Source organism: Streptomyces chumphonensis, assembly GCF_014779715.1.
In the GTDB taxonomy this organism is placed as follows: Bacteria; Actinomycetota; Actinomycetes; order Streptomycetales; family Streptomycetaceae; genus Streptomyces; species Streptomyces chumphonensis.
In genome coordinates this window covers 223,644-246,487 of sequence record NZ_JACXYU010000003.1, presented here as the reverse complement: position 1 = coordinate 246,487, position 22,844 = coordinate 223,644, and the positions used below count along the sequence as shown (strand labels likewise).

General features: G+C 72.9%; 20 protein-coding genes. 4 read left to right on the top strand and 16 right to left on the bottom strand.

Annotation, left to right across the window (positions count from 1 at the left end; translation table 11 throughout):
- Entirely contained in the window at positions 1-717 is a 717-nt protein-coding gene (locus IF129_RS08850; RefSeq protein WP_191208962.1) for an MBL fold metallo-hydrolase, read from the bottom strand.
- A gap of 152 nt (positions 718-869) precedes the next feature.
- On the opposite strand from IF129_RS08850, the gene IF129_RS08845 reads away from it, so the two are divergent.
- Together IF129_RS08845 and IF129_RS08840 are read left to right on the top strand one after the other, a co-directional pair.
- On the top strand, positions 870-1,691 hold the full coding sequence (locus tag IF129_RS08845; RefSeq protein WP_191208961.1) for a peptidylprolyl isomerase: 822 nt from the start codon (positions 870-872) through the stop codon (positions 1,689-1,691).
- A gap of 185 nt (positions 1,692-1,876) precedes the next feature.
- On the top strand, positions 1,877-3,106 hold the full coding sequence (locus IF129_RS08840) for a DUF349 domain-containing protein (RefSeq protein ID WP_191208960.1): 1,230 nt from the start codon (positions 1,877-1,879) through the stop codon (positions 3,104-3,106).
- 54 nt (positions 3,107-3,160) lie between these two features.
- Here the strand turns inward: IF129_RS08840 and IF129_RS08835 are convergent, their stop codons facing one another.
- The 15 genes from IF129_RS08835 to pgsA all read right to left on the bottom strand — a co-directional run bounded on the left by IF129_RS08835 (position 3,161) and on the right by pgsA (position 18,644).
- Positions 3,161-5,692, bottom strand: coding sequence for a RelA/SpoT family protein (locus IF129_RS08835; protein WP_191208959.1), 2,532 nt, complete (start codon positions 5,690-5,692; stop codon positions 3,161-3,163).
- Positions 5,693-5,795: 103 nt separating this feature from the next.
- Positions 5,796-6,362, bottom strand: coding sequence for an adenine phosphoribosyltransferase (locus IF129_RS08830; RefSeq protein WP_191208958.1), 567 nt, complete (start codon positions 6,360-6,362; stop codon positions 5,796-5,798).
- Positions 6,363-6,367: 5 nt separating this feature from the next.
- On the bottom strand, positions 6,368-7,540 hold the full coding sequence (secF, locus tag IF129_RS08825) for a protein translocase subunit SecF (RefSeq protein ID WP_191208957.1): 1,173 nt from the start codon (positions 7,538-7,540) through the stop codon (positions 6,368-6,370).
- 1 nt (position 7,541) lies between these two features.
- Positions 7,542-9,317, bottom strand: coding sequence for a protein translocase subunit SecD (secD, locus tag IF129_RS08820; RefSeq protein ID WP_191208956.1), 1,776 nt, complete (start codon positions 9,315-9,317; stop codon positions 7,542-7,544).
- Between the two features lie 114 nt (positions 9,318-9,431).
- The gene (gene yajC / locus IF129_RS08815) at positions 9,432-9,905 is read right to left on the bottom strand and encodes a preprotein translocase subunit YajC (RefSeq protein ID WP_191208955.1); all 474 of its coding nucleotides are present in this window, start codon (positions 9,903-9,905) and stop codon (positions 9,432-9,434) included.
- 161 nt (positions 9,906-10,066) lie between these two features.
- Positions 10,067-11,188, bottom strand: coding sequence for a Holliday junction branch migration DNA helicase RuvB (gene ruvB, locus IF129_RS08810; RefSeq protein ID WP_224754615.1), 1,122 nt, complete (start codon positions 11,186-11,188; stop codon positions 10,067-10,069).
- A 38-nt stretch (positions 11,189-11,226) separates the two neighbouring features.
- A complete protein-coding gene (ruvA, locus tag IF129_RS08805) occupies positions 11,227-11,856 on the bottom strand; it encodes a Holliday junction branch migration protein RuvA (protein WP_191208954.1) in 630 nt (209 codons plus the stop codon).
- The gene (gene ruvC, locus IF129_RS08800) at positions 11,853-12,383 is read right to left on the bottom strand and encodes a crossover junction endodeoxyribonuclease RuvC (protein ID WP_191209144.1); all 531 of its coding nucleotides are present in this window, start codon (positions 12,381-12,383) and stop codon (positions 11,853-11,855) included. Before ruvC ends, ruvA begins: the two co-directional genes overlap by 4 nt.
- Before the next feature lie 146 nt (positions 12,384-12,529).
- Positions 12,530-13,282 carry a YebC/PmpR family DNA-binding transcriptional regulator gene (locus IF129_RS08795; RefSeq protein ID WP_191208953.1) on the bottom strand — a complete coding sequence of 251 codons (753 nt, stop codon included), beginning with the start codon at positions 13,280-13,282 and terminating at the stop codon, positions 12,530-12,532.
- Between the two features lie 60 nt (positions 13,283-13,342).
- Positions 13,343-13,933: a pyridoxal 5'-phosphate synthase glutaminase subunit PdxT gene (gene pdxT, locus IF129_RS08790; protein WP_191208952.1), complete on the bottom strand. Its 591-nt coding sequence runs from the start codon at positions 13,931-13,933 to the stop codon at positions 13,343-13,345.
- A 120-nt stretch (positions 13,934-14,053) separates the two neighbouring features.
- Positions 14,054-14,968, bottom strand: coding sequence for a pyridoxal 5'-phosphate synthase lyase subunit PdxS (gene pdxS / locus IF129_RS08785; protein ID WP_318153634.1), 915 nt, complete (start codon positions 14,966-14,968; stop codon positions 14,054-14,056).
- A 321-nt stretch (positions 14,969-15,289) separates the two neighbouring features.
- Positions 15,290-15,856, bottom strand: a complete 567-nt coding sequence (locus IF129_RS08780; protein WP_318153633.1) for a LemA family protein — start codon at positions 15,854-15,856, stop codon at positions 15,290-15,292.
- 21 nt (positions 15,857-15,877) lie between these two features.
- Complete coding sequence (locus IF129_RS08775; protein ID WP_191208950.1) at positions 15,878-17,026, bottom strand: glycosyltransferase family 4 protein; 1,149 nt, start codon at positions 17,024-17,026, stop codon at positions 15,878-15,880.
- Positions 17,023-17,958, bottom strand: coding sequence for a phosphatidylinositol mannoside acyltransferase (locus IF129_RS08770; RefSeq protein WP_191208949.1), 936 nt, complete (start codon positions 17,956-17,958; stop codon positions 17,023-17,025). The genes IF129_RS08775 and IF129_RS08770 overlap by 4 nt, the downstream gene beginning before the upstream one ends.
- Positions 17,955-18,644, bottom strand: a complete 690-nt coding sequence (gene pgsA / locus IF129_RS08765; protein ID WP_191208948.1) for a phosphatidylinositol phosphate synthase — start codon at positions 18,642-18,644, stop codon at positions 17,955-17,957. Before pgsA ends, IF129_RS08770 begins: the two co-directional genes overlap by 4 nt.
- A 213-nt stretch (positions 18,645-18,857) precedes the next feature.
- Between pgsA and IF129_RS08760 the strand changes: the two genes are divergently transcribed.
- Both IF129_RS08760 and IF129_RS08755 read left to right on the top strand, forming a co-directional pair.
- The gene (locus IF129_RS08760; protein WP_191209142.1) at positions 18,858-21,056 is read left to right on the top strand and encodes an elongation factor G-like protein EF-G2; all 2,199 of its coding nucleotides are present in this window, start codon (positions 18,858-18,860) and stop codon (positions 21,054-21,056) included.
- A 94-nt stretch (positions 21,057-21,150) separates the two neighbouring features.
- Entirely contained in the window at positions 21,151-22,815 is a 1,665-nt protein-coding gene (locus IF129_RS08755; RefSeq protein ID WP_191208947.1) for a hypothetical protein, read from the top strand.
- Positions 22,816-22,844 lie beyond the last annotated feature (29 nt).

Genomic DNA, 22,844 nt, shown 5'->3' with positions numbered 1-22,844 from the left:
TCACATTCCTCGTCGTGGAGCCGTGATGATGTCGTCGGCTCCGTGGCCGGCGGCGACCTCCCGCAGGAAGGGGTTCGTCGCCCGCTCGCGGCCGATGGTGGTCTGGGGGCCGTGCCCGGACAGGACCACCGTCGAGTCGTCCAGCGGCAGGCAGACACGTGCCAGCGACCGCAGGATCTCGGCGGAGTCGCCACCGGGCAGGTCGGTGCGTCCGATGGAGCCGGCGAACAGCAGGTCGCCCGAGAAGAAGACCGGCGGGATGTCCGCCTGCTCGGGCATGCCGAAGGTCACCGACCCCCGGGTATGGCCGGGCGCGTGCGCGACGGTCAGCTCCAGGCCCGCCAGGCTCAGCCGGGCGCCGTCGGTCAGCTCGTGCACGTCGTCCGGCTCCCCCACGGTCAGCTCGCCCATGAGCTGCTGTCCGATGGCACGGCCCAGCGCCTTCTCGGGGTCGCTCATCATGTAGCGGTCGTCCGGGTGGATCCAGGCGGGGACGTCGTGCGCCCCGCAGACCGGCACCACGGAGGCCACGTGGTCGATGTGCCCGTGGGTGAGGACGACGGCGACCGGCTTGAGCCGGTGCTTGGCGACGGCCTCCTCGACGCCCGCGGTGGCCTGGTGGCCAGGGTCGATGATCACGCACTCCTCACCGGCGGCGGGGGCGACCAGGTAACAATTGGTCCCCCAGGCCCCGGCGGGGAACCCGGCAATGAGCACGATCGTCCTTCAGTCGTCCGGCGGTCGGGAAGTGTCCGCCCCGAGCCTACCGGCGCCGCCGGTGCCGTCGCGAACCCGTATACGGTACGGGCGGCGGCAGGTCAGGGCACCCACAGGCCGCACCACCCCCGCACGGCCCGAAGGAGAAGACCGTGGTCACCAAGGAGCAGCGCCGCAGACAGCTCGCCCGGCGGAAGCAGGAGCGCCGGGAGCAGCGGCAGGCCGTCGCCCGCCGCAGGCGGCGGCTGCGGAACGGCGTCGTCGCCGGCGTCCTGGTGCTCGCGCTCGGCGGCAGCGCGGTGGCCGTCGCCGCCGGCGTCTTCGAGGGAGAACCTCAGGGGCAGCCCGAGGACGTGGCGCAGACGCCGCCGCCGGACCCGTGCGAGGAGCCGGCCGAGGGCGAGCCGAACGGCAAGCAGTGGGAGAAGGAGCCCGAGATGTCGGTGGACACCGACGCCTCCTACACCATGCGGCTGGCGACCACCTGCGGCGACATCGAGATCGCGCTGGACGCCGCGCAGGCCCCGCGTACGGTGAACTCCTTCAACTTCCTGGCCGGGGAAGGCTACTTCGACCACACGCGCTGCCACCGCCTGGTCGACCAGGGCATCTTCGTCCTCCAGTGCGGGGACCCGGCGGGCACCGGCCAGGGCGGGCCCGGCTACACCATTCCGGACGAGAACCTGGAGGACCCGAAGGTCGAGGACGGCGTCTACCCGGCGGGCACGGTCGCCATGGCCAACACCTACAACGCCCAGACGGACGAGGGCCGGGACAGCGGCGGGAGCCAGTTCTTCCTCGTCTACCAGGACAGCGAGCTGCCGCCGCACTACACGCCGTTCGGGAAGATCACCGAGGGCATGGACGTCCTGGAGAAGATCGCGGACGCCGGTTCGACCGTGGACCCGCAGATCCAGGCCACCGTCCCGAACGCCACCGTGGTGATCGACGAGGCCACGGTGCGGGAAAGCTGAGGGCCAGGCCAGATCACCCGTGCGGGACCGGGACAGCCCGGCCGCCGGTCGCCTATGTTGGCGTTGTGCAGGGCACCCGCTCTCCGGCCGGGTGACCAGCACGGTGAACATCGGATGCCGGACGACAACCGTGGACGATGCCGGGGGCGCGCCGTGCCCCGCCGGTGTCATGTGGAGGAGGCGCTGTGAGCAGCGACCCGTGGGGCCGCGTCGATGAGACGGGGACCGTTTACGTGCGGACGGCCGAGGGCGAGCAGGTCGTCGGATCGTGGCAGGCCGGCTCCCCCGAGGAGGCCCTCGCGTACTTCGAGCGCAAGTACGAGGGCCTGGTCGTCGAGATCGGCCTCCTGGAACGCCGGGTGAAGACCACCGACCTGTCCTCGAAGGACGCCATGACCGCGATCGCGCACCTGCGCGAGCAGGTGGACGCCCACCACGCGGTCGGTGACCTCGACGCCCTCCGCACCCGGCTGGACGCCCTGACCTCCCGGGTCGAGGCCCGCAAGGAGGAGCGCAAGGCCCACAAGGCCCGGCAGGCCGAGGAGGCGCGGGAGGCCAAGGAGAAGCTCGTCGCCGAGGCCGAGGAGCTGGCCGGGAGCGAGCAGTGGCGGGTCGCGGGCGAGCGGCTGCGCGCCCTGGTCGACACCTGGAAGGGTCTTCCCCGGCTCGACCGGAAGTCCGACGACGAGCTGTGGCACCGCTTCTCCCACGCCCGGTCGGCGTTCTCCAAGCGGCGCAAGGCGCACTTCGCCGCGCTCGACGCGCAGCGGGAGCAGGCCAGGCAGCGCAAGGAGAAGCTGGTCACCGAGGCGCAGGCGCTGTCCGGCTCGACGGACTGGGGGGCCACGGCCGCCCGGTACCGGGAGCTGATGCAGGACTGGAAGGCGGCGGGTCGCGCGCAGCGGGAGCACGAGGAGGACCTGTGGCAGCGCTTCCGCGCGGCCCAGGACGTCTTCTTCCAGGCCCGTGGCGAGGTGTTCGCCGAGCGCGACTCCGAGCAGCGGGAGAACCTGACGAAGAAGGAGGAGCTGGCCACCGAGGCGGAGAAGCTGCTGCCGGTCACGGACCTGAAGGCCGCGCGCTCGGCGTTCCGTTCCCTCAACGAGCGCTGGGACGCCATCGGGCACGTGCCCCGGGACGCGCGGGCGCGCGTCGAGGGCCGGATGCGGGCGGTGGAGCAGGCGATCCAGGAGGCCGAGGAGGCCGAGTGGCGCCGCACGAACCCGGAGGCGCGGGCGCGGGCGGCGGGGCTCACGGGCCAGCTCCAGGACGCGGTGGACGCGCTGCGCGCCGACGTGGAGGCGGCGCGGGCGGCCGGCAACACGGCGAAGGCGGAGAAGCTGGAGAAGGAGCTCGCGGGTCGTCAGGCCCTGCTGGACCAGGCGCTCAAGGGCCTGCAGGAGTTCGGCGGCTGACCGCCCCGGTGCACTGGGTCGAAGGCCCCGGCGGTGCCGGGGCCTTCGACGTGCCTAGGGCCGGCGGGCGGAGGTGACGCGGTAGACGTCGTAGACGCCCTCCACGCCGCGGACCGCCTTCAGTACGTGGCCGAGGTGCTTGGGGTCGCCCATCTCGAAGGTGAAGCGCGAGGTGGCCACCCGGTCGCGGGAGGTCTGGACGGCGGCGGACAGGATGTTGACGTGCTGGTCGGAGAGGACCCGCGTGACGTCGGACAGCAGCCGGGAGCGGTCCAGGGCCTCCACCTGGATGGCGACGAGGAAGACCGAGGACTGCGTCGGCGCCCACTCCACCTCCAGCATCCGCTCCGGCTCCCGCGCCAGGGCGTCGACGTTGACGCAGTCGGCGCGGTGGACGGAGACGCCGCTGCCCCGGGTGACGAAACCGATGATCGGATCGCCGGGGACGGGCGTACAGCAGCGGGCGAGCTTCACCCAGACGTCCTCGGTGCCCTTGACGATGACGCCGGGGTCGGCCGTGGCCCGGCGCTTGGTGCGGCGGCGCAGCGGGGGTGCCGTCTCGGCGATGTCCTCGTTGGCGGCCTCCTCGCCGCCGAGCGCCTGGACGAGCTTCTGGACGACGTTCTGCGCGGTGACGTGCCCCTCGCCGATGGCGGCGTAGAGCGAGGAGATGTCGGGATAGCGCATCTCGTGGGCCAGGGTGACCAGCGAGTCGCCGGTCAGGATGCGCTGGATCGGCAGGTTCTGCTTGCGCATCTGCCGGACGATGGCGTCCTTGCCGTGCTCGATCGCCTCGTCGCGGCGCTCCTTGGAGAACCAGCCGCGGATCTTGTTCCGGGCCCGGGGGGACTTGACGAAGTTGAGCCAGTCCCGCGAGGGCCCGGCCCCGGGTGCCTTGGAGGTGAAGATCTCCACGGTGTCGCCGTGGTCGAGCGTGGACTCCAGTGGGACGAGACGGCCGCCCACCCGGGCGCCGATCGTCCGGTGGCCGACCTCGGTGTGCACCGCGTAGGCGAAGTCCACCGGTGTGGCACCGGCGGGCAGCGCTATCACGTCGCCCTTGGGCGTGAAGACGAAGACCTCGTTGCGGGAGAGGTCGAAACGCAGGGACTCCAGGAACTCGCCCGGGTCCTCCGTCTCCTTCTGCCAGTCGAGCAGCTGCCGCAGCCAGGCCATGTCGTTGACGGTGTCCTTGCCGCCCTTGCCCCGCCCGGGCACGTCCGTGCGGACCTTGGAGGCGCCGGCCACGGCCTCCTGCTTGTACTTCCAGTGCGCGGCGATGCCGTACTCGGCCCGCCGGTGCATGTCGTAGGTGCGGATCTGGAGTTCCACCGGCTTGCCGCCGGGCCCGATGACCGTCGTGTGCAGCGACTGGTACATGTTGAACTTGGGCATCGCGATGTAGTCCTTGAACCGCCCGGGGACCGGGTTCCACCGCGCGTGCACGGTGCCCAGGGCCGCGTAGCAGTCGCGGACGGTGTCGACGAGGACGCGGATGCCGACCAGGTCGTAGATCTCGGCGAAGTCCCGGCCCCGCACGATCATCTTCTGGTAGACGCTGTAGTAGTGCTTCGGACGGCCGGTGACGGTCGCCTTGATCCGCGCGCCGCGCAGGTCGGCCTGGACCTCGTCGATGACGGTGGCGAGGTACTCGTCGCGCTTGGGCGCGCGCTCGGCGACGAGCCGCACGATCTCGTCGTACATCTTGGGGTAGAGGATCGCGAACGCGAGGTCCTCCAGCTCCCACTTGATGGTGTTCATGCCCAGCCGGTGGGCCAGTGGGGCGTAGATCTCCAGCGTCTCGCGGGCCTTCTGCTCCTGCTTCTCACGGCGCAGGAAGCGCATGGTGCGCATATTGTGCAGCCGGTCGGCGAGCTTGATCACCAGGACCCGCGGGTCCTTGGCCATGGCGACGACCATCTTGCGGACGGTCTCGGCCTGCGCGGCCTCGCCGAACTTGACCTTGTCCAGCTTGGTGACGCCGTCGACGAGCAGGGCGACCTGGTCACCGAAGTCGCGGCGCAGGGTGTCCAGGCCGTACTCGGTGTCCTCCACCGTGTCGTGCAGCAGCCCGGCCATCAGCGTCGCCGGGTCCATGCCCAGCTCGGCGAGGATCGTCGTGACCGCGAGGGGGTGGGTGATGTACGGGTCGCCGCTCTTGCGCTTCTGGCCCCGGTGCCACCGTTCGGCGACCTGGTAGGCGCGCTCGATCTGCCGCAGCGTGGCGGTGTCGGCCTTCGGGTCGTTGCCCCGCACGATGCGCAGCAGCGGTTCCAGGACGGGGTTGTACGGGGTGGAGCGCTGCACGCCGAGGCGGGCCAGCCGGGCCCTCACCCGGTTGGAGGAGCCGTAGCGGCCCGAGACGCCGGAGATGGCCCGCGTCGGAGTGGCGCCGGTCCGGGCCGCGGACCCGGACTTGGGACGGTCGCCCCGACCCGAATCCGGCTGCGGCGCGGACGGGGCGTCCGCGCCGCTTGAGGGCCGGGGCTCCGCTTCGGGGCGCTGCGCGGTACCGGCGTCCGGCCGCGCCGGGGCACCCGTGTCCCGCCGCTGGGCGGCGGTGAGTCGCTGGGCCTCGTCTGGCAAGAGCTCTCCTCGGACGGTCCGGCCAGGGAACGGTCGGACTGCCATGGTATCGAGCCGCGCCGGTCCCGGGCCGCGCCGGTGACCGGCGCCACCGCCGCGCCCGCTACACCGTGACCAGCGCGTCGAGCGGAGCGCCTTCGAGCGCGGCCTCCACGCGGGTGCGCCCCGCGAGGAAGCCCAGCTCCATCAGCACGCTGACGCCCGCCACCGCGGCCCCGGAGCGCCGCAGCAGGTGGACGCTGGCCTCGGCGGTCCCGCCGGTGGCCAGGACGTCGTCGACGACGAGCACCCGGTCCTCGGGGCGCAGGTCCTCCGCGTGGATCTCGATCTCGGCGCTGCCGTACTCCAGGTCGTAGGCCTGGCCGAGCGTCGCCCCCGGCAGCTTGCCCGCCTTGCGGACGGGCACGAAGCCCACGCCCGCACGGACGGCGGCCGGCGCGCCCAGGATGAACCCCCGCGCCTCCAGGCCGACGACCTTCGTGGCCCCCAGCTCCGCGCAGCGGGCGGCGAGCGCGTCGGTGAGGGCGGCGAAGGCCACCGGGTCGGCGAGCAGCGGGGTGATGTCCTTGAACATCACCCCCGGCTCGGGGTGGTCCGGTACGTCCCGGATGCGGCTGAGGAGCAGCTCGGAGAGGCCGTCGGCCCGCTGCGGCGCCCTCGTCCCGCTCATGTCCGTCACCGCCGCTTCCTGGTTCCGCTGCTGCCGCGGCCGTCCCGGGGGGCCCGCGGACGGGGAGCGCCGACGGCCGCGGTCTCCTGCGCCTCGGCGGGCCCGGCGTCGTCGGTGCGGTGCTCCCCCGGGTTCCCGGAGTGCCCGTCTCCGCCGTGCGCGTCCTCGCCCTCGGTGTCGGCCGCCTCGTCGGCGCCCTCGCCGCCCGCCGTGCCGTCACGGCGCTTGGACAGCACCCGGCGGTCGTGCCGGACCACCTCGGGCTGCCGCTTCTTCAGGTCGACGACGACCGGGGTCGCGAGCATGATCGAGGAGTAGGTACCGGCGGTGAGGCCCACGAACAGCGACAGGGCGATGTCCTTGAGCATGCCGCCGCCGAGCAGCCCGGCTCCGATGATCAGCAGGGCGCCGACGGGCAGCAGCGCCACGACGGAGGTGTTCACCGAGCGGATGAGCGTCGCGTTCAGGCCGCGGTTGGCCAGCTCCGGGAACGTCCAGCGGTTCTGCTTGTTGAGGGTGCTGGTGTTCTCGTTGACCTTGTCGAAGACGACCACGGTGTCGTAGAGCGAGTACCCGAGAATCGTCAGGACGCCGACCACCGTGCCCGGGGTGACCTCGAACCCCACCAGCGCGTACACGCCGACGGTGATGACGAGGTCGTGCAGCAGGGCGGCGAGGGCGGCGACCGCCATGCGCCACTCGAAGGTGATGGCCAGGTACACGCTGACAAGGACCAGGAAGATCACCATGCCGGTGAGCGCCTTGCTGGTCATCTGCTCGCCCCAGCTGGGTCCGACCAGCTGCGCGTCCAGGTCGCCGGCCTCCAGGCCGAGACCCTCGGCCAGCTCCCCGCGCGCGGCGTTGGACGCGTCGCTGTCCAGCCCGGTCACGGTGATGCGCAGGGCGTCGTTGCCGAGCCGCTGCACCCGCGCGTCGTTCCCGGTGGCCTCCTCGGCCATCGTCCGGGCCTCCTCGATGGAGGTCTGGGTGGGCGGGGTGGTGAAGACGGCTCCGCCCTGGAACTCCACGCCCATGTACAGGCCCTTGCCGCCCAGGCCGGCCAGCGAGATGGCGATCAGGAGGAGGGAGATCGCGTACCAGAGCTTGCGGCGGCCCACGAAGTCGTAGGCGGCCTCGCCGCGGTACAGCTTGGCGCCGAGCGCACCGATGCGGGACATCTCAGGCCTCCTTCGGCTCGACCGTGCTCGACGCCCGGCGGCGTCCGCGGATGGGTGGCCGGGCTCCCAGCCGTTTGGGGTCCAGCCCGGACCAGGGGTGGCCGCTGCCGAAGAAGGGCCGGGCGGCCAGCAGGCTCGTCAGCGGCTTGGTCAGCAGGAAGACCACGACGACGTCGAGCAGCGTGGTCAGGCCGAGCACGAACGCGAAGCCCTGCACGGAGCCGACGGCCGCGAAGAACAGTACGACGGCGGCCAGGAACGAGACGACGTCCGAGATGAGGATCGTGTGCCGGGCGCGGGGCCAGGCCCGCTCGATCGCCGGTCGCACGGAACGGCCCTCGCGCACCTCGTCGCGGATGCGTTCGAAGTAGACGATGAACGAGTCCGCCGTGATGCCGATGGCGACGATGGCGCCGCAGACGGCCGGCAGGCTCAGTGCGAAACCGATCGCCGGCCCGAGCAGCGACATCACCACGTACGTCAGCCCGCCCATGAGCAGCAGGCTGCCGATGGCGACCGCGGCCAGCGCCCGGTAGTAGACGATCAGGTAGATGGCGACCAGGGCGAGACCGATGGCTCCCGCGATCAGACCGGCCTTGAGCTGCTCCCCGCCGAGCGACGGCGAGATCGTCAGGACGTTCGCCTCCTCGAAGGTGATCGGCAGCGCGCCGAACTTCAGGACGTTGGCCAGGTCGGACGCGGACTCCTGGTTGAAGCTGCCGGTGATCTCGGCCTTGCCACCGCCGATGCGGGAGGACACCGACGGCGCGGAGACGACCTCGCCGTCGAGGGTGATCGCGAACTGGTTCTGCGGCTGGGGCAGGGCGGAGATGCGCTCGGTGACGTCGGCGAACTTCTTGCCGCCGCCGTCCGTGAAGTCCATGGTGACGAGCCAGATGCCGCGCTGCTGGTCGAAGAGGGCCTCCGCCCCGTCGACCTGCGTGCCGGGCACCTCGACGGGGCCGAGCACGTACTTGGAGGCACCCTCGCGGTCACAGGCGACGACCGACTCGTCGGACTCGGCGGCGGCCACGGCCTGGCCGGCCTCGGCACGGGCCTCGGGGGTCGAGCAGTCGAGCTCCTGGAGGCGCTGCGCCAGCTGTGCGGCGTCGGCGTCCTCGGCCGGCGGCTCCGGGCTCTCCTCCGGCTGCTCCTCCTCGTCGGCGGGGGCGCTCGCGTCGGGCGAGGGCGACTCGTCCGCGACGGGACCGTTGCGGCCGCCCTGCGGCTCCGGCTCGTTGGACGCCTCGCCGTCGCCGGGCTCCGTGGCCTGCTCCTCCGGCTGCTGCTCGTCCTCCGTCCCGGCCTCGTCCTCCGCGTCGGCCTCGGGCGAGGGGGAGGTGCTCGGCTCCGGTGCGGGGGCGCCGGCCGGGACGGCGTTCAGCACGGCGCGGAAGCCCAGCTCGGCGGTGGTGCCAACCTGCTCACGCGCCTGCTTCTCGTCGGTTCCCCGGGGGATGTTGACGATGATGTTGCGCTCGCCCTGGGTCTTGACCTCGGCCTCCGAGACGCCGAGACCGTTGACGCGACGGTCGATGATCGACACCGCCGTGTTCATGTTGGCCTCGTTGACCGCGCTCTTCTTCCCCGGCTGGTCCACGGCCGTGAGCGTGATGCTCGTGCCTCCCGCGAGGTCGATGCCCAGCCGGGGCGTGGTCGCCCCGGAGAGGAACATCCCGCCCGTGAGCAGCGCCGTGAGTACCAGGATGAGCGTCAGCGCGCGCCATGGTTTCCCCTGCGCCCGTGGGGACCTCCGGCGCTTCTGCGGTGTTGCCACCTTGTCGTTTCTCCCTGTCCGGCCGCCCGCGCGCGGCGGTCACCGCGCGGCACGCGAAGTGGTGTGCGGAACGTGCGACGCCGCCGGACCGGCCGGGTCCGGCGGCGGGTGTGGCTACTTCTGGCCGTCGTCGCCGTCGCGCTTGGTCTCGTCCTTGGGCTCCCCGGCCTCGTCAGCGGCGTGGTCGGGGCCGCTCTCCTTGCCGAGACCGATCTTTCCACCGGTGGTGGCCTCGGCGGAAGCCTCGTGCGTGGTCAGGGAGGAGGCGTCGTCCGGCACCACGGGGGCGTCCTCGTCCGCCTCCGGGGAGCCGTTCACGATGCGGTCGTACTCCTCGTCCTCGAGGACGGCGCCGACCGCGTTCTTCGCGTAGAGCGCGTGCACACCGGGCGCGACCTCAAGGAGCACCGTGTCGTCGCCGACCTCCTTGACGCGGCCGTACATGCCGCCGATCGTGCGGACGCCCGTGCCCGGCTGCATCTGGTCACGCATCTGCATGGCCTGCTGCTGCTTCTTCTTGGCCGAGCGCGTCATCACGAACATGAAGCCGATCAGGATGACCAGGGGGAGGAGAAATGCGATATCCACGGCGGAAGAGTGTCCTTTGCAAGGCCGCGAACGACCTGGGGGGGGTATGGATGGGTGCACCGGCCGAAGGGTCGGCATCGGCGGAGTCTAGGCGAGGCCCCACCGGTGGAACAACGTCCAGCATGGCACCCGGGTTCCGGTCCTGACGAAAACCGGAGGTCTCAGCCTTCGAACAATCCGCGCTGCCCGGGCGGCGTCGTGGACGGCGCCCCGGACCGCGGAGGCGTCAGGCCGAGGTGCTCCCAGGCCGCCGGGGTGGCGACGCGACCCCGGGGTGTGCGGGCCAGCAGCCCCTCGCGGACCAGGAACGGCTCGGCCACCTCCTCGACGGTCTCCCGCTCCTCCCCCACCGCCACGGCCAGGGTGGAGAGGCCGACCGGACCGCCGCCGAACAGCTTGAGCAGGGCCTGGAGGACCGAGCGGTCCAGCCGGTCCAGTCCGCGCTCGTCGACCTCGTACACCGCGAGGGCCTGCCGGGCGATCTCCCGGGTGACGAAGCCGTCGGCCTTGACCTGCGCGTAGTCGCGCACCCGGCGCAGCAGGCGGTTCGCGATGCGGGGGGTGCCCCGGGACCGCGAGGCGATCTCGGCGGCGCCCGGGGCGTCCGCCTCCACCTCCAGCAGCCGGGCGGAGCGGTGCACGACGCGTTCCAGCTCGGCCGGCTCGTAGAACTCCATGTGCGCGGTGAAGCCGAAGCGGTCCCGCAGCGGGGGCGGGAGCAGTCCGGCCCGCGTCGTGGCCCCGACCAGGGTGAACGGCGGGAGTTCGAGCGGGATGGCGGTGGCACCCGGCCCCTTGCCGACGACGACGTCGACGCGGAAGTCCTCCATCGCCATGTAGAGCATCTCCTCGGCGGGCCGCGACATCCGGTGGATCTCGTCGAGGAAGAGGACCTCGCCCTCCTGGAGGGAGGAGAGGATCGCGGCGAGGTCGCCGGCGTGCTGGATGGCGGGCCCGGAGGTGATGCGGATGGGGGCGCCCATCTCGGCCGCGATGATCATGGAGAGGGTCGTCTTGCCCAGCCCGGGGGCGCCGGAGAGCAGGACGTGATCGGCCGTGGCGCCGCGCTGCCGCGCGGCCGTGAGGACCAGGTCGAGTTGCTCGCGCACCGTGGGCTGGCCGACGAACTCGGCGAGCGACTTGGGCCGCAGGGCCGCTTCGACGGCGCTGTCCTCCACGTCGGCGCCCGCCCCCACCAGACGGTCGGAGCGGTCGGAGGCGTGCGGGTGGGTGTCACCGGCCGGGTCGGCGGACGGCTCTGCGCGGTGGTCGTCCCAGGTCATGCTCGTACGTCTCTCCTCGGGCCTCGGCGGCGGGCGCGTCAGCGGGTGCGGTTGAGGGTCTGGAGTGCGGCCCGCAGCAGTGAGGCGACCTGCGGCCGGCCGCCGTCGGCCGCCTGCTCCTCGGCGAGCGGGGCGACGGCGGCCACGGCCTCGTCCGCCTCGCGCGCCGCGTACCCGAGGCCGAGCAGCGCGCTGTGCAGCTGGTCGTTCCACGGGCTCGGAGCGCCGGACGCCGGGCCCGCCGACGGCCGGGCCGGGCCGCCCACCGGTGCGCCGAGCCGGTCCTTCAGCTCCAGCAGCAGCTTCTGCGCGCCCTTCTTCCCGATGCCGGGCACGGCGGTCAGGGCCTTCTCGTCCCCGGCGGCCACGGCGCGCCGCAGGGCGTCGGGCCGGTGGACCGCGAGCATGGCCTGCGCGAGACGGGGGCCGACGCCGCTGGCGGTCTGGAGCAGCTCGAAGACCTGCCGCTCGTCGTCCTCCGCGAAGCCGTAGAGGGTAAGGCTGTCCTCCCGCACGACCAGCGACGTCGCCAGCCGGGCCGGCTCGCCGACGCGCAGCCCGGCGAGGGTCGCGGGGGTGCACTGGAGCGCCATGCCGACGCCGCCGACCTCGACGACGGCCGTGTCGGGGGCCAGCGCGGCCACGGAACCCTGGACGAACGCGATCATCGGACGGGGCCTTTCGCGGAGTGCAGACGCCGGGCCTGCTGGAGGCGGTTCAGCGCGGGGGCGCGCCAGATGTGGCAGATGGCGAGGGCGAGGGCGTCGGCCGCGTCGGCCGGACGGGGCGGCGCGTCCAGCCGGAGCAGGCGCGTCACCATCGCGGCGACCTGCGCCTTGTCGGCGCGTCCGCTCCCGGAGACGGCCGCCTTGACCTCGCTGGGCGTGTGCAGGGCGACGGGCAGCCCACGCCGCGCGGCGCAGAGCATGGCGACGGCGCTGGCCTGCGCGGTGCCCATGACCGTGCGCACGTTGTGCTGGCTGAAGACCCGCTCCACCGCGACGGCCTCGGGCCGGTGCTCGTCCAGCCACTCCTCGATGCCGCGCTCGATGCCCACGAGCCGCTGCGGCACCTCCGCGTCGGCCGGTGTGCGCACGACGCCGACGGCGACCATCCGCAGCGGACGTCCCGCCGTCCCGTCCACGACGCCCACGCCGCAGCGGGTGAGCCCCGGGTCCACCCCGAGCACGCGCAACGCGCCCACGCCCCTTCCGGTCCTGCCCGTCGATCTTCGGACACCTGCCCGGCAGCGTAGCGGCCGGTACCGACAGCGCGACGGGCCGCACCGGAGTGTCGCTCCCTCCGGTGCGGCCCGTCGCGCCGCTGCTCCCGCCGGGCGGATCAGGCGTCGACCTTGGCCATGACCTCGTCCGGTACGTCGAAGTTGGCGAAGACGTTCTGCACGTCGTCGCTGTCCTCCAGGGCGTCGATCAGCTTGAAGATCTTCTTCGCGCCCTCCTCGTCCAGCTCCACCTGCATGGTGGGGACGAAGTTGGCGTCGGCGGAGTCGTAGTCGATGCCGGCCTCCTGGAGGGCGGTGCGGACTGCGACGAGGTCGGTCGCCTCGCTGAGCACCTCGAAGGACTCGCCGAGGTCGTTGACCTCCTCGACACCGGCGTCGAGCACCGCGCCGAGGACGTCGTCCTCGGTCAGCTCGGCCTTGGGGACGATCACGACGCCCTTGCGGTGGAAGAGGTAGGCGACGGAGCCCGGGTCGGCCATCGAGCCGCCGTTGCGGGTCATCGCGACGCGGACGTCGGAGGCGGCGCGGTTGCGGTTGTCCGTCAGGCACTCGATCAGCACGGCGACGCCGTTGGGCCCGTAGCCCTCGTACATGATCGTCTCGTAGTCGGCGCCACCGGCCTCAAGACCGGCGCCGCGCTTGACCGCGCTGTCGATGTTCTTGTTGGGGACCGACTGCTTCTTCGCCTTCTGGATGGCGTCGTAGAGCGTGGGGTTGCCGTCCGGGTCGGCGCCGCCCATCCGCGCCGCGACCTCGATGTTCTTGATCAGCTTGGCGAAGAGCTTGCCGCGCTTGGCATCGATCACGGCCTTCTTGTGCTTGGTGGTTGCCCACTTACTGTGGCCGGACACAGCCTTGCTCCTTCACAGTCACCAACGGATGTACAACGCGCCGATCCTACCGCCGCCGCGTCAACGCTCGGCGCGCACCATCGCGGTGAACAGCTCGTGCACCCGGTGGTCGCCGGTCAGTTCGGGGTGGAACGAGGTGGCCAGGAGGTTGCCCTGGCGGACGGCGACGGGGTGCCCGTCGATCGCGGCCAGCGTCTCCACCCGCGCGCCGGTGGACTCCACCCACGGAGCCCGGATGAACACGCCCTGCACCGGGCCGCCCTCGATGCCCCTCACCTCCAGCGCGGCCTCGAAGGACTCGTTCTGGCGGCCGAACGCGTTCCGGCGCACGATCATGTCGATGCCGCCGACCGTCTCCTGACCGGAGCGCGGGTCGAGGATCTTGTCGGCCAGCATGATCATGCCCGCGCAGGAGCCGTAGGCGGGCATCCCCGCCCGGACCCGCTCGCGCAGGGGTTCCAGCAGGCCGAAGATGCCGGCCAGCTTGGAGATGGTGGTGGACTCGCCGCCGGGTATGACCAGGCCGGCCACGGCGGCGAGCTCCTCGGGACGCCGGACGGCGCACGCCGTCGCGCCCGCGCCCTCCAGCGCGGCGAGGTGCTCGCGGACGTCGCCCTGGAGGGCCAGGACGCCGATGGGGGTGTTGCTCACGGGATACCTCTCACAGCGTGCGGCGGGCGGCCCGGGCCGCGTGGTGGGGCCCGGGCCGCCCGGTCACGAAGGCGGCCGTCGCGACGCCGTCGTCACGAAGCGGTCGTCACGACGCGGTCGTCACCAGCCGCGGCCGGCGTAGCGCTCCGACTCGGGAAGGGTGTCGCAGTTGATGCCGACCATGGCCTCGCCCAGGTTGCGGGAGGCGTCGGCGATGATCTTCGGATCGTCGTAGAAGGTGGTGGCCTTCACGATGGCGGCGGCGCGCTTGGCCGGGTCGCCGGACTTGAAGATGCCGGAGCCGACGAAGACGCCCTCGGCGCCGAGCTGGCGCATCAGCGCGGCGTCGGCGGGGGTGGCGACACCACCGGCGGAGAAGAGCACGACGGGCAGCTTGCCCAGCTCCGCCACCTCGGCGACGAGCTCGTAGGGCGCGCGGAGCTCCTTGGCGGCGGCGTACAGCTCGTGGTTGTCCAGGCCCTTCAGCCGGGCGATCTCGCCCTTGATCTGGCGCATGTGCCGCACGGCCTCGACGACGTTGCCGGTGCCGGCCTCGCCCTTGGAGCGGACCATTGCCGCGCCCTCGGCGATCCGGCGCAGGGCCTCACCGAGGTTGGTGGCACCGCAGACGAACGGCGTGGTGAAGGCGAACTTGTCGCTGTGGTTGACCTCGTCGGCCGGGGTGAGGACCTCGGACTCGTCGATGTAGTCGACGCCGAGTGCCTGGAGCACCTGGGCCTCCACGAAGTGGCCGATGCGCGACTTCGCCATGACGGGGATGGAGACGGCCTCGATGATGCCCTCGATCATGTCCGGGTCGGACATGCGGGCCACACCGCCGTCCTTGCGGATGTCGGCGGGGACACGCTCCAGGGCCATGACCGCGACAGCACCGGCGTCCTCGGCGATCTTCGCCTGCTCGGGCGTGACCACGTCCATGATCACGCCGCCCTTCAGCTGCTCGGCCATGCCGCGCTTGACGCGCGCGGTGCCGGTCTCGGGGCCGGTGGATGTGCTGGGAGACGTGCTGGACACGGTTGACCTCACTCGACGGTACGACGACAGGAACTGCACGGGCTCGGCCGACGGCGGCCGTCACGACCGCGCGGGCGGGCCGCTGACACGGGCCCGCGCCGACGGCGCGGACGGAGTCGACGGCACTGCGGCGCCACAGGGCGACGACGATGTGTGACGGACGACGGCCGGCGGGCCGCCGTCACCATCGTAGGCCCGTTCGGTTCGCCGCCCGTCCGGCCGTCAGGTCCACTTCGCGGCCGAGCGTGCTCCAGAATTGATGAAAACCCGCCGGGGCCCGCCGGCAAAGGGCCAATCCGGGGGCAGTGGCCCGCTTCGGCCTCAGTGGCCCGGGCCGCCGCCGTTCGCGCGGTCCACCAGGGCCTCCGGGGGGCCGTCGTCCATCTCGAACGCCAGCGGGAACGGGGCGTGCCCGGCGAGCCGCAGCCAGCGCACCGTGCGGTGGCGGCGCAGCGCGCGCGCCGCCCGGACGGCGTCGTTGTGGAAGCGCCGCGCCATGGGCACCCGGCGTACGGCGGCGGCCAGCTCGTCGGCGGACTCCTCGCCCCCGGGCGCGGCGCGGACGGCCTCCACCTGCTCGGCGTCGGCGAAGACGGCCCGCAGCGCCTGGGTCAGCTCGCTCTCGGCGACCTCCCGCTGCTCCTCGGCGGCGAGGCGGGCGTCATGGGCGCTCTGGTAGAGCAGCATCGAGGCAGCCGGGTCGAAGACGCCGGAGGTGGCGAGCTCCTGCGCCACCGAGGCGCGGCGCAGCAGTTGGGCGTCCAGGGCGGCCCGTGCGGCGTCGATGCGGGCGTGCAGCCGGTCCAGCCGGCCGGCGGTCCAGCTCAGGTAGAGGCCGACGAGCACCAGCGCGACGGTGGTCCAGATGATCCAGGCGAGGGCGGTCACGACCGCTCACCCTACTGGGGGTCAGCCGCGCAGTCGGAAGGTGCGGGACCGGTCGTCGGCCGCGACGGCTCCGGCGCCCTCGGTCACGGTCTCGTAGACGGCCAGGATGTCCGCCCCGACCGTGGACCAGTCGAAGCGGCGCACGTGCCGGCCCGCCCGCTCGGTCAGGTGCTTGCGGCGCAGGGGGTCGGCCAGGAGCCGCACGGCCGCCGCCGCGAGCGCCTCCGCGTCCTCGTTCGCGAACACCTCCCCGGCCCGGCCGCCGTCCAGCACCTGCACGAACGCGTCCAGGTCGCTGGCCAGCACCGGGGCCCCGGCGGACATCGCCTCGACCAGGATGATGCCGAAGCTCTCCCCGCCGGTGTTGGGCGCGACGTAGACGTCGACGCTGCGCAGCAGGCGCGCCTTGTCCTCGTCGCTGACCATGCCGAGGAACTCCACCCGCTCGCGCATCGCCGCCGGGAGCGGGGCGACGGCCTCCTTCTCGTCGCCGCGTCCGGCGACCAGCAACCGGGTCTGCGGGCGCGCCTCCAGGATGGCGGGCAGGGCGCGCATCAGCACGGGCAGCCCCTTGCGGGGCTCGTCGATGCGGCCGATGAAGCCGATCGTGTCCCCCTGCCACTCCGGCGCGGGCTCCGCGTCGGCGAAGAACCCGACGTCGACGCCGTTGGGGATGACGACGGCGTCCCCGCCCAGGTGCTCCACGAGGGTGCGCCGCGCGTACTCGCTGACGGCGATGCGCGCGCTGATCTTCTCCAGCGCGGGCTGGAGGATCGGATAGGCGGCGATCATCGCCCGGGAACGCGGGTTGGAGGTGTGGAAGGTGCCGACGATCGGTCCCCGGGCGGCCCAGCACGCCAGCAGGGCGAGCGAGGGGGCGGCGGGCTCGTGGATGTGCAGGACCTCGAAGTCGCCGTCGGCGAGCCACCGGCGCACCCGGGCGGCGGAGAGCAGTCCGAAGTTGAGCCGGGCCACCGAGCCGTTGTAGGGCACGGGGACGGCGCGCCCGGCGGAGACGACGTAGGACGGCAGCGGGGTCTCGTCGTCGGCGGGCGCGAGCACCGAGACGTCGTGGCCGAGCCGGATCAGGTGCTCGGCCAGGTCGCGGATGTGGAACTGCACCCCGCCGGGGACGTCCCAGGAGTACGGGCAGACGATGCCGATTCTCACCGGCGCTCCGTTCCCGGGCCTGCGCCCGTGCTGTCGGGCAGGTCGCGCGGGGGCAGGTCGGCGAGCCACAGGCGTTGCAGCATGTGCCAGTCCTCGGGGTGGGCGGCGATGCCCTCGGCGAAGGCGTCGGCGAGGTGCTGGGTCATCACGGCGGCCCGCTCCTTCCGCGTGCCGCTCTCCGGCACCCCGATCGCGGGGTGGACCCGGCAGCGCAGCACGGGGGTGTCGTCGAACCACAGGCTGACCGGCAGCAGGAGCGCGCCCGTCTGCTGGGCGAGCAGGGCGGGACCGGCGGGCATCGAGGTGCGCTCGCCGAAGAACGTCACCTCGACACCGGACGCGGACAGGTCGCGGTCGGCGACGAGGGCGACGACGCCGCCCGCCCGCAGCCTTCGGGCGAGGACGCCGAAGGGCGTGCCGCCGTCGTGCGGCAGCACCTCCATGCCGAGGGACTCGCGGTAGGCGACGAACCGGTCGTAGAGGGACTCGGGCTTCAGCCGTTCGGCGACGGTCGTCAGCCGCAGGCCGAGGTGGGTGGTGGCGTAGGCGCCGGCGAGATCCCAGTTGCCCAGGTGCGGCAGGGCGAGCACGACGCCCTGACCGCGTTCCTGGGGTTCCGTCAGCCGGTGCACGTCCTCGATCGTCACCCCGGCGGCGATGCGCTCGCGGCTCCAGGCCGGAAGCCGGAAGGACTCCATCCAGTAGCGCAGGTAGGAGCGCATGCCGGCGCGGGACAGCTCGCCCAGCCGCTCCGGGGAGGCGTCCGGCACCACGCGCGCCAGGTTCGCCTCCAACTGCCGCACGCCCGGTCCGCGCCGCTTCCAGGCGGTGTCCGCGATGCGGCGCCCGAGCCGGACGGCGACGCCCTCAGGAAGCCGTTTGACGGCCGTCCAGCCGAGTCCGTAGAGACCGTCGGTGAGCCGTTCCCTCATGCTCGGTTCCCCCTCCTCCGGTCGGTGCCGTTCGACGTGGCGTCGGCGGCGTCGGCGGCGTCGGCCTCAGCGGCCTCGCGGCGCACCGTGACCACCCGCTGCACCAGCGTGACGAGGCTGCCCACGGCGACGATCCACAGGGCGGCGGGCAGCAGGACGTCGATGTGCGGCACCCCGAACCCGGACAGCCCGGCGAGGCCGGTGAGGACCAGGGTGATCACGAGGCGTTCGGCCCGCTCGACGAGCCCGTTGACGTTCACCGGCAGGCCGATGCTCTCCCCGCGCGCCTTGGTGTAGGAGACGACCTGGCCGCTGGCGAGGCAGAAGATCGCCAGCGCGCACAGCAGGACGCTGTCCCCCCTCCCGGCGAACCACAGCGCCAGGCCGCCGAAGACGGCGGCGTCGGCCACCCGGTCGAGCGTGGAGTCCAGAAAGGCCCCCCAGCGGCTGCTGCGGCCCAGTTGCCGGGCCATGTTGCCGTCGACGAGGTCGGAGAAGACGAACAGCGTGATGGTGACGACGCCCCAGAAGAACTCCCCGAGCGGGAAGAAGACCAGCGCACCGGCCACGACGCCGCCCGTGCCGACGAGGGTGACGGTGTCCGGACTCACCCCCCAGCGCAGCAGGAGCGCGGCGAACGGGGTGAGGACACGCGTGAAGAACGCACGCGCGTACTTGTTCAGCATGGTCGTCCCGGAGGTCGATGCGGTCCGGCGGCCTCTCCTGCCACCGGCCGCCCCATCGTAGCCAGCGCCCGGACCCCGGCCGCGCACGGATCACCACCGGGGTACCCGACGGTAGGCCGGTGGGCGGACCGGTGCCGTATGGACGGGTCCGGGCGCCGGTGCGAAGCTCGAAACGGCATGCTGCCGACCTTCGAGCGCAAGAGGCGGGACGTCATGGGCGACAAGGCGCACACACCCCCGGGAGCCGCCGACAGGGCGACGGCTCCCGACCACCCCGGTGCCCTGCGCAACGTGGTGCTGGTCGGACCGAGCGGAGCCGGGAAGACGACCCTGGTCGAGGCGCTGGCCCAGGCCACGGGCGCCGTGCAGCGCGCCGGCCGGGTGGAGGACGGCGCCACCCTGTCCGACCACGACGCGATCGAGCAGCGCCGGCACCGCTCGGTGCAGCTCTCCCTGGTGCCGCTGGAGTGGGAGGGGGTGCGGATCAACCTGATCGACACGCCCGGCTACGCCGACTTCGTCGGGGAGCTGCGGGCCGGGCTGCGGGCGGCGGACGCGGCGCTCTTCGTGGTGTCGGCGGCGGACGGCGTGGACGTCCCCACGCGGACGCTCTGGGCGGAGTGCGCGGCGGTGGGGATGCCCCGGGCCATCGTCGTCACCCATCTGGACGCGTCGCGGTCCGACTTCGGGGAGATGACGCGCCGGTGCCAGGAGGCGTTCGGCGGCGACGACCCCGACGCCGTGCTGCCGCTGTACCTGCCGGTGCACGGCACGCCCGGGGCGGACGGGCACGCTCCGGTGACCGGGCTGATCGGACTGCTGTCCCAGCGCGTGTACGCGTACGGTGACGGGCCGCGCGGCGAGCGGGGGCCGACGGACGCGGAGCGCCCCCGCATCGAGGAGGCACGCGGCCGGCTGATCGAGGGCATCATCGCCGAGAGCGAGGACGAGACCCTCATGGACCGCTACCTCGGCGGCGAGGAGGTGGACCTCGGGACGCTCGTGCGCGACCTGGAGAAGGCCGTCGCGCGCGGCGTCTTCCACCCGGTCCTGGCCGCCGCACCCGCGGCGCCCGGCGTCCGGCACGGGCTCGGCACGCTGGAACTGCTGGAGCTGGTCACCGGGGGCTTCCCCACGCCCGCCGAGCACCCGCCGCCGGAGGTGACCGGCCTGGACGGGGCTCCGCGACCGCCGCTGGCCTGCGACCCGGACGGTCCGCTGGCGGCCGAGGTCGTGAAGACGTCCTCCGACCCGTACGTCGGGAAGATCTCCCTGGTGCGCGTCTTCTCCGGCACGCTGCGGCCGGACACCACGGTGCACGTCTCCGGGCACGGCCTCGCCGACCGGGGCCACGAGGACCACGACGTCGAGGAAAGGGTGGGCGCGCTGACGTCGCCCCTCGGCAAGCGGCAGCGGCCGCTGGGCCACGCCGTCGCCGGGGACCTGGCGTGCGTCGCGAAGCTGTCCCGGGCCGAGACCGGGGACACGCTCTCCGACCGGGGGGACCCGCTGCTCATCGGGCCGTGGGAGCTGCCCGATCCGCTGCTGCCCGTCGCCGTCCGGGCGCACGGCAGGGCCGACGAGGACAAGCTGTCCCAGGGGCTGGCCCGGCTCGTCGCGGAGGACCCGACGATGCGGCTGGAGCACGACGCGGCCACGCGCCAGGTGGTGCTGTGGTGCCTGGGCGAGGCGCACCGGGACGTGGCCCTGGAGCGGCTGTCCACCCGCTACGGCGTACGGGTGGACACCGAGCCGCACCGCGTCGCGCTGCGGGAGACGTTCGCGGCACCGGCGACGGGACGCGGGCGGCACGTCAAGCAGTCGGGCGGGCACGGGCAGTTCGCGATCTGCGAGATCCGCGTCGAACCGCTGCCGGCCGGTTCGGGGGTGGAGTTCGCCGACGAGGTGGTGGGGGGCGCGGTGCCGCGCCAGTTCGTCCCGTCGGTGGAGAAGGGCGTCCGCAGCCAGGCGGCGCGGGGGGTGGTGACCGGGAACCCGCTGGTGGACGTGCGGGTCACGCTGCTGGACGGGAAGGCGCACTCGGTCGACTCCTCCGACGCCGCGTTCCAGACGGCCGGTGCACTCGCGCTGCGGGAGGCCGCCGCGGCGGCCTCCGTCGTCCTGCTGGAGCCCTTCGCGGAGGTGAGCGTCGAGGTTCCGGACGACCATGTGGGCGCCGTGCTGAGCGACCTGGCGGGACGGCGCGGCCGGGTCCTGGGTACCGAGCAGAGCGCCGGTGCCGTCTCGCGCGTCCGGGCGGAGGTGCCGGAGCTGGAGCTCAGCCGCTACGCCGTCGACCTGCGGTCCCTCTCGCACGGCGGCGGGCGGTTCACCCGCGCCCACGTCCGCCACGAGCCGATGCCGCCGCCGGTGGCGAGCCGGTTCCGGGAAGGCGCGGCGAACGCGGCCTGATCACCGATACGCTGACACTCCGACAGATGTTTCGCGGCCCGTCTCGATGGGGATCGGGCCCAGTGGCCCGACGCGGACAGGAGTGGGGGCAGGTGTGGCAGGCTTCGACGACCGCAAGCTGGGCGTGGAGGTGGACTTCAGCCTGGGGGCGCAGGTCCCGCTGAGCGGTGACACCGGTCAGACGGCGGCCACCTACGCGCTCGCCTCGGCCGCCTACCGCGACGGCCCGGTGAAGCCGCTCGTCGAGGCGAACGAGGCGACCAGCGTGAAAGCGCCCAAGCTCTCGCTGTTCGAACCGAACCTGGGCGAGGCGTTCTCACGCGCGGTGCGGGTGCGGATGCTCGGCGGCGGTCGCAAGGCGCTCGTGCAGTCCTTCGGGACGGACGCCCGCGTCGTCGTCGACCACTGCCTGGCCGCGACCCGCATCCGCAGGGCCAGGGACGCGAAGCTGACGCTCGTGATGGCCCTGTTCGGGCTGCTCTTCCTGCCGGGCGTCCTGCTGTGGCTGGCCGGGTTCCAGCTCCGCCGGACCATGGCGGGAGCGCAGAACCGAAGCGCCGGGGCCCTCGGCGTGGCGGCGCTGCTGGCCCTGGCCGCCCTCGTCCTGGTGGTGGCCGTGGCGCTGCCCGTCGGCGGCCTGCTGGGGCTGTACCTGCTGGCCATGCTCGTCGCCCCGGTGGTCGGCTGGCTGTGGGCGAAACGGATCTGCGAGAACTACGCCAAGGACCTGCGGGGCTTTTGGTCCTCGCTCCTGGGCGGCGGCGTCGGGGCCCGTATTCCCGAAGCGGTTCCGCAGAACCCGAACGACAAGGAGGCGGAGAAGCTGCGGCAGGCGCTGACGAACGTCGCGGCCGAGCAGAGCAGCAACGTCGTCTTCTACGCCGGGCCCAAGGGCATACTCGGCATGGGCACGCGCTGGGGCAGCTGGCAGCTGGCCGAGGACCTCCGGCCCGCCGAGGGCGTGGACGACATCAACCCGTTCCGCAGCTGGGACGTGGTGCGGGCCATCGAGGACCGGCTGCGGATGCTGGAGCGGACCCCGCTGCACACCGGCGGCTTCCCCAAGCCCTCGATACGGCACTGGGTCGTCGCCCCGGTCGGAGAGGGCGCGAAGGAGGTGGCCCGGCCGGGCGGGCAGGAGGTGGAGTCCTTCCAGGTGAAGGACTTCGAGATCCAGCGGATCTGCAACGAGCAGCAGTTCGGCAGTGGGAACCGGCACTACCTGGGCGTGCAGTTCGTGCTGTGGGACGGCCAGCTCGTCCTGACGATGATGATCAGCGTGACGGTGCTCCACCACACGCTGCGGATCGAGGTCACCGGCCACGCGCTCGGCCCGGTGCACCCGCTGTTCACCACGAAGCCGTCGCCGAAGGAGAAGGAGGTGGCCAAGCACGTCAGGTTCTGGGAGACCAAGACGGTGCCGCTGCCCCTGGTGGAGACGGCGGAGGTGGTGCGGCTGACCGCCCGGGCACCGCTGACGTGGTTCCCGCCCGTGCTCGACTTCCTGGGTGGCAAGCTCGCGCTGCCCGAGCCGTTCGGACTGCGGCACACCTGGGCCAACCAGCCCTGGCGGCACCGCTTCATGGCCGACGACGCCCTGCGCGCGGCCACGCCCGTCCTGCGGGTGGTGCACGCGGCGGCGATCAAGGTCCTGGCGGACAACGGCGTGGACACCGAGAAGTTCGGCAGCCGTTCCACGTTCCTGAGCGGCGCGGTCCAGGCGCACACGCCGTCGAACGCCGACGAGTACGGTCTCTGAGCCCCGCCCCCGGCGCCCCGGGGCCGGGC

What these genes read in the sequence shown, in the direction of transcription:
- ruvA (WP_191208954.1), bottom strand. Translation starts at nt 11,856, where the DNA reads ATGATCGCGTTCGTCCAGGGTTCCGTGGCCGCGCTGGCCCCCGACACG.
- IF129_RS08770 (WP_191208949.1), bottom strand. Translation starts at nt 17,958, where the DNA reads ATGAGGGAACGGCTCACCGACGGTCTCTACGGACTCGGCTGGACGGCC.
- secF (WP_191208957.1), bottom strand. Translation starts at nt 7,540, where the DNA reads ATGTCCCGCATCGGTGCGCTCGGCGCCAAGCTGTACCGCGGCGAGGCC.
- ruvB (WP_224754615.1), bottom strand. Translation starts at nt 11,188, where the DNA reads ATGACCTGGGACGACCACCGCGCAGAGCCGTCCGCCGACCCGGCCGGT.
- IF129_RS08760 (WP_191209142.1), top strand. Translation starts at nt 18,858, where the DNA reads ATGGGCGACAAGGCGCACACACCCCCGGGAGCCGCCGACAGGGCGACG.
- pgsA (WP_191208948.1), bottom strand. Translation starts at nt 18,644, where the DNA reads ATGCTGAACAAGTACGCGCGTGCGTTCTTCACGCGTGTCCTCACCCCG.
- IF129_RS08830 (WP_191208958.1), bottom strand. Translation starts at nt 6,362, where the DNA reads ATGAGCGGGACGAGGGCGCCGCAGCGGGCCGACGGCCTCTCCGAGCTG.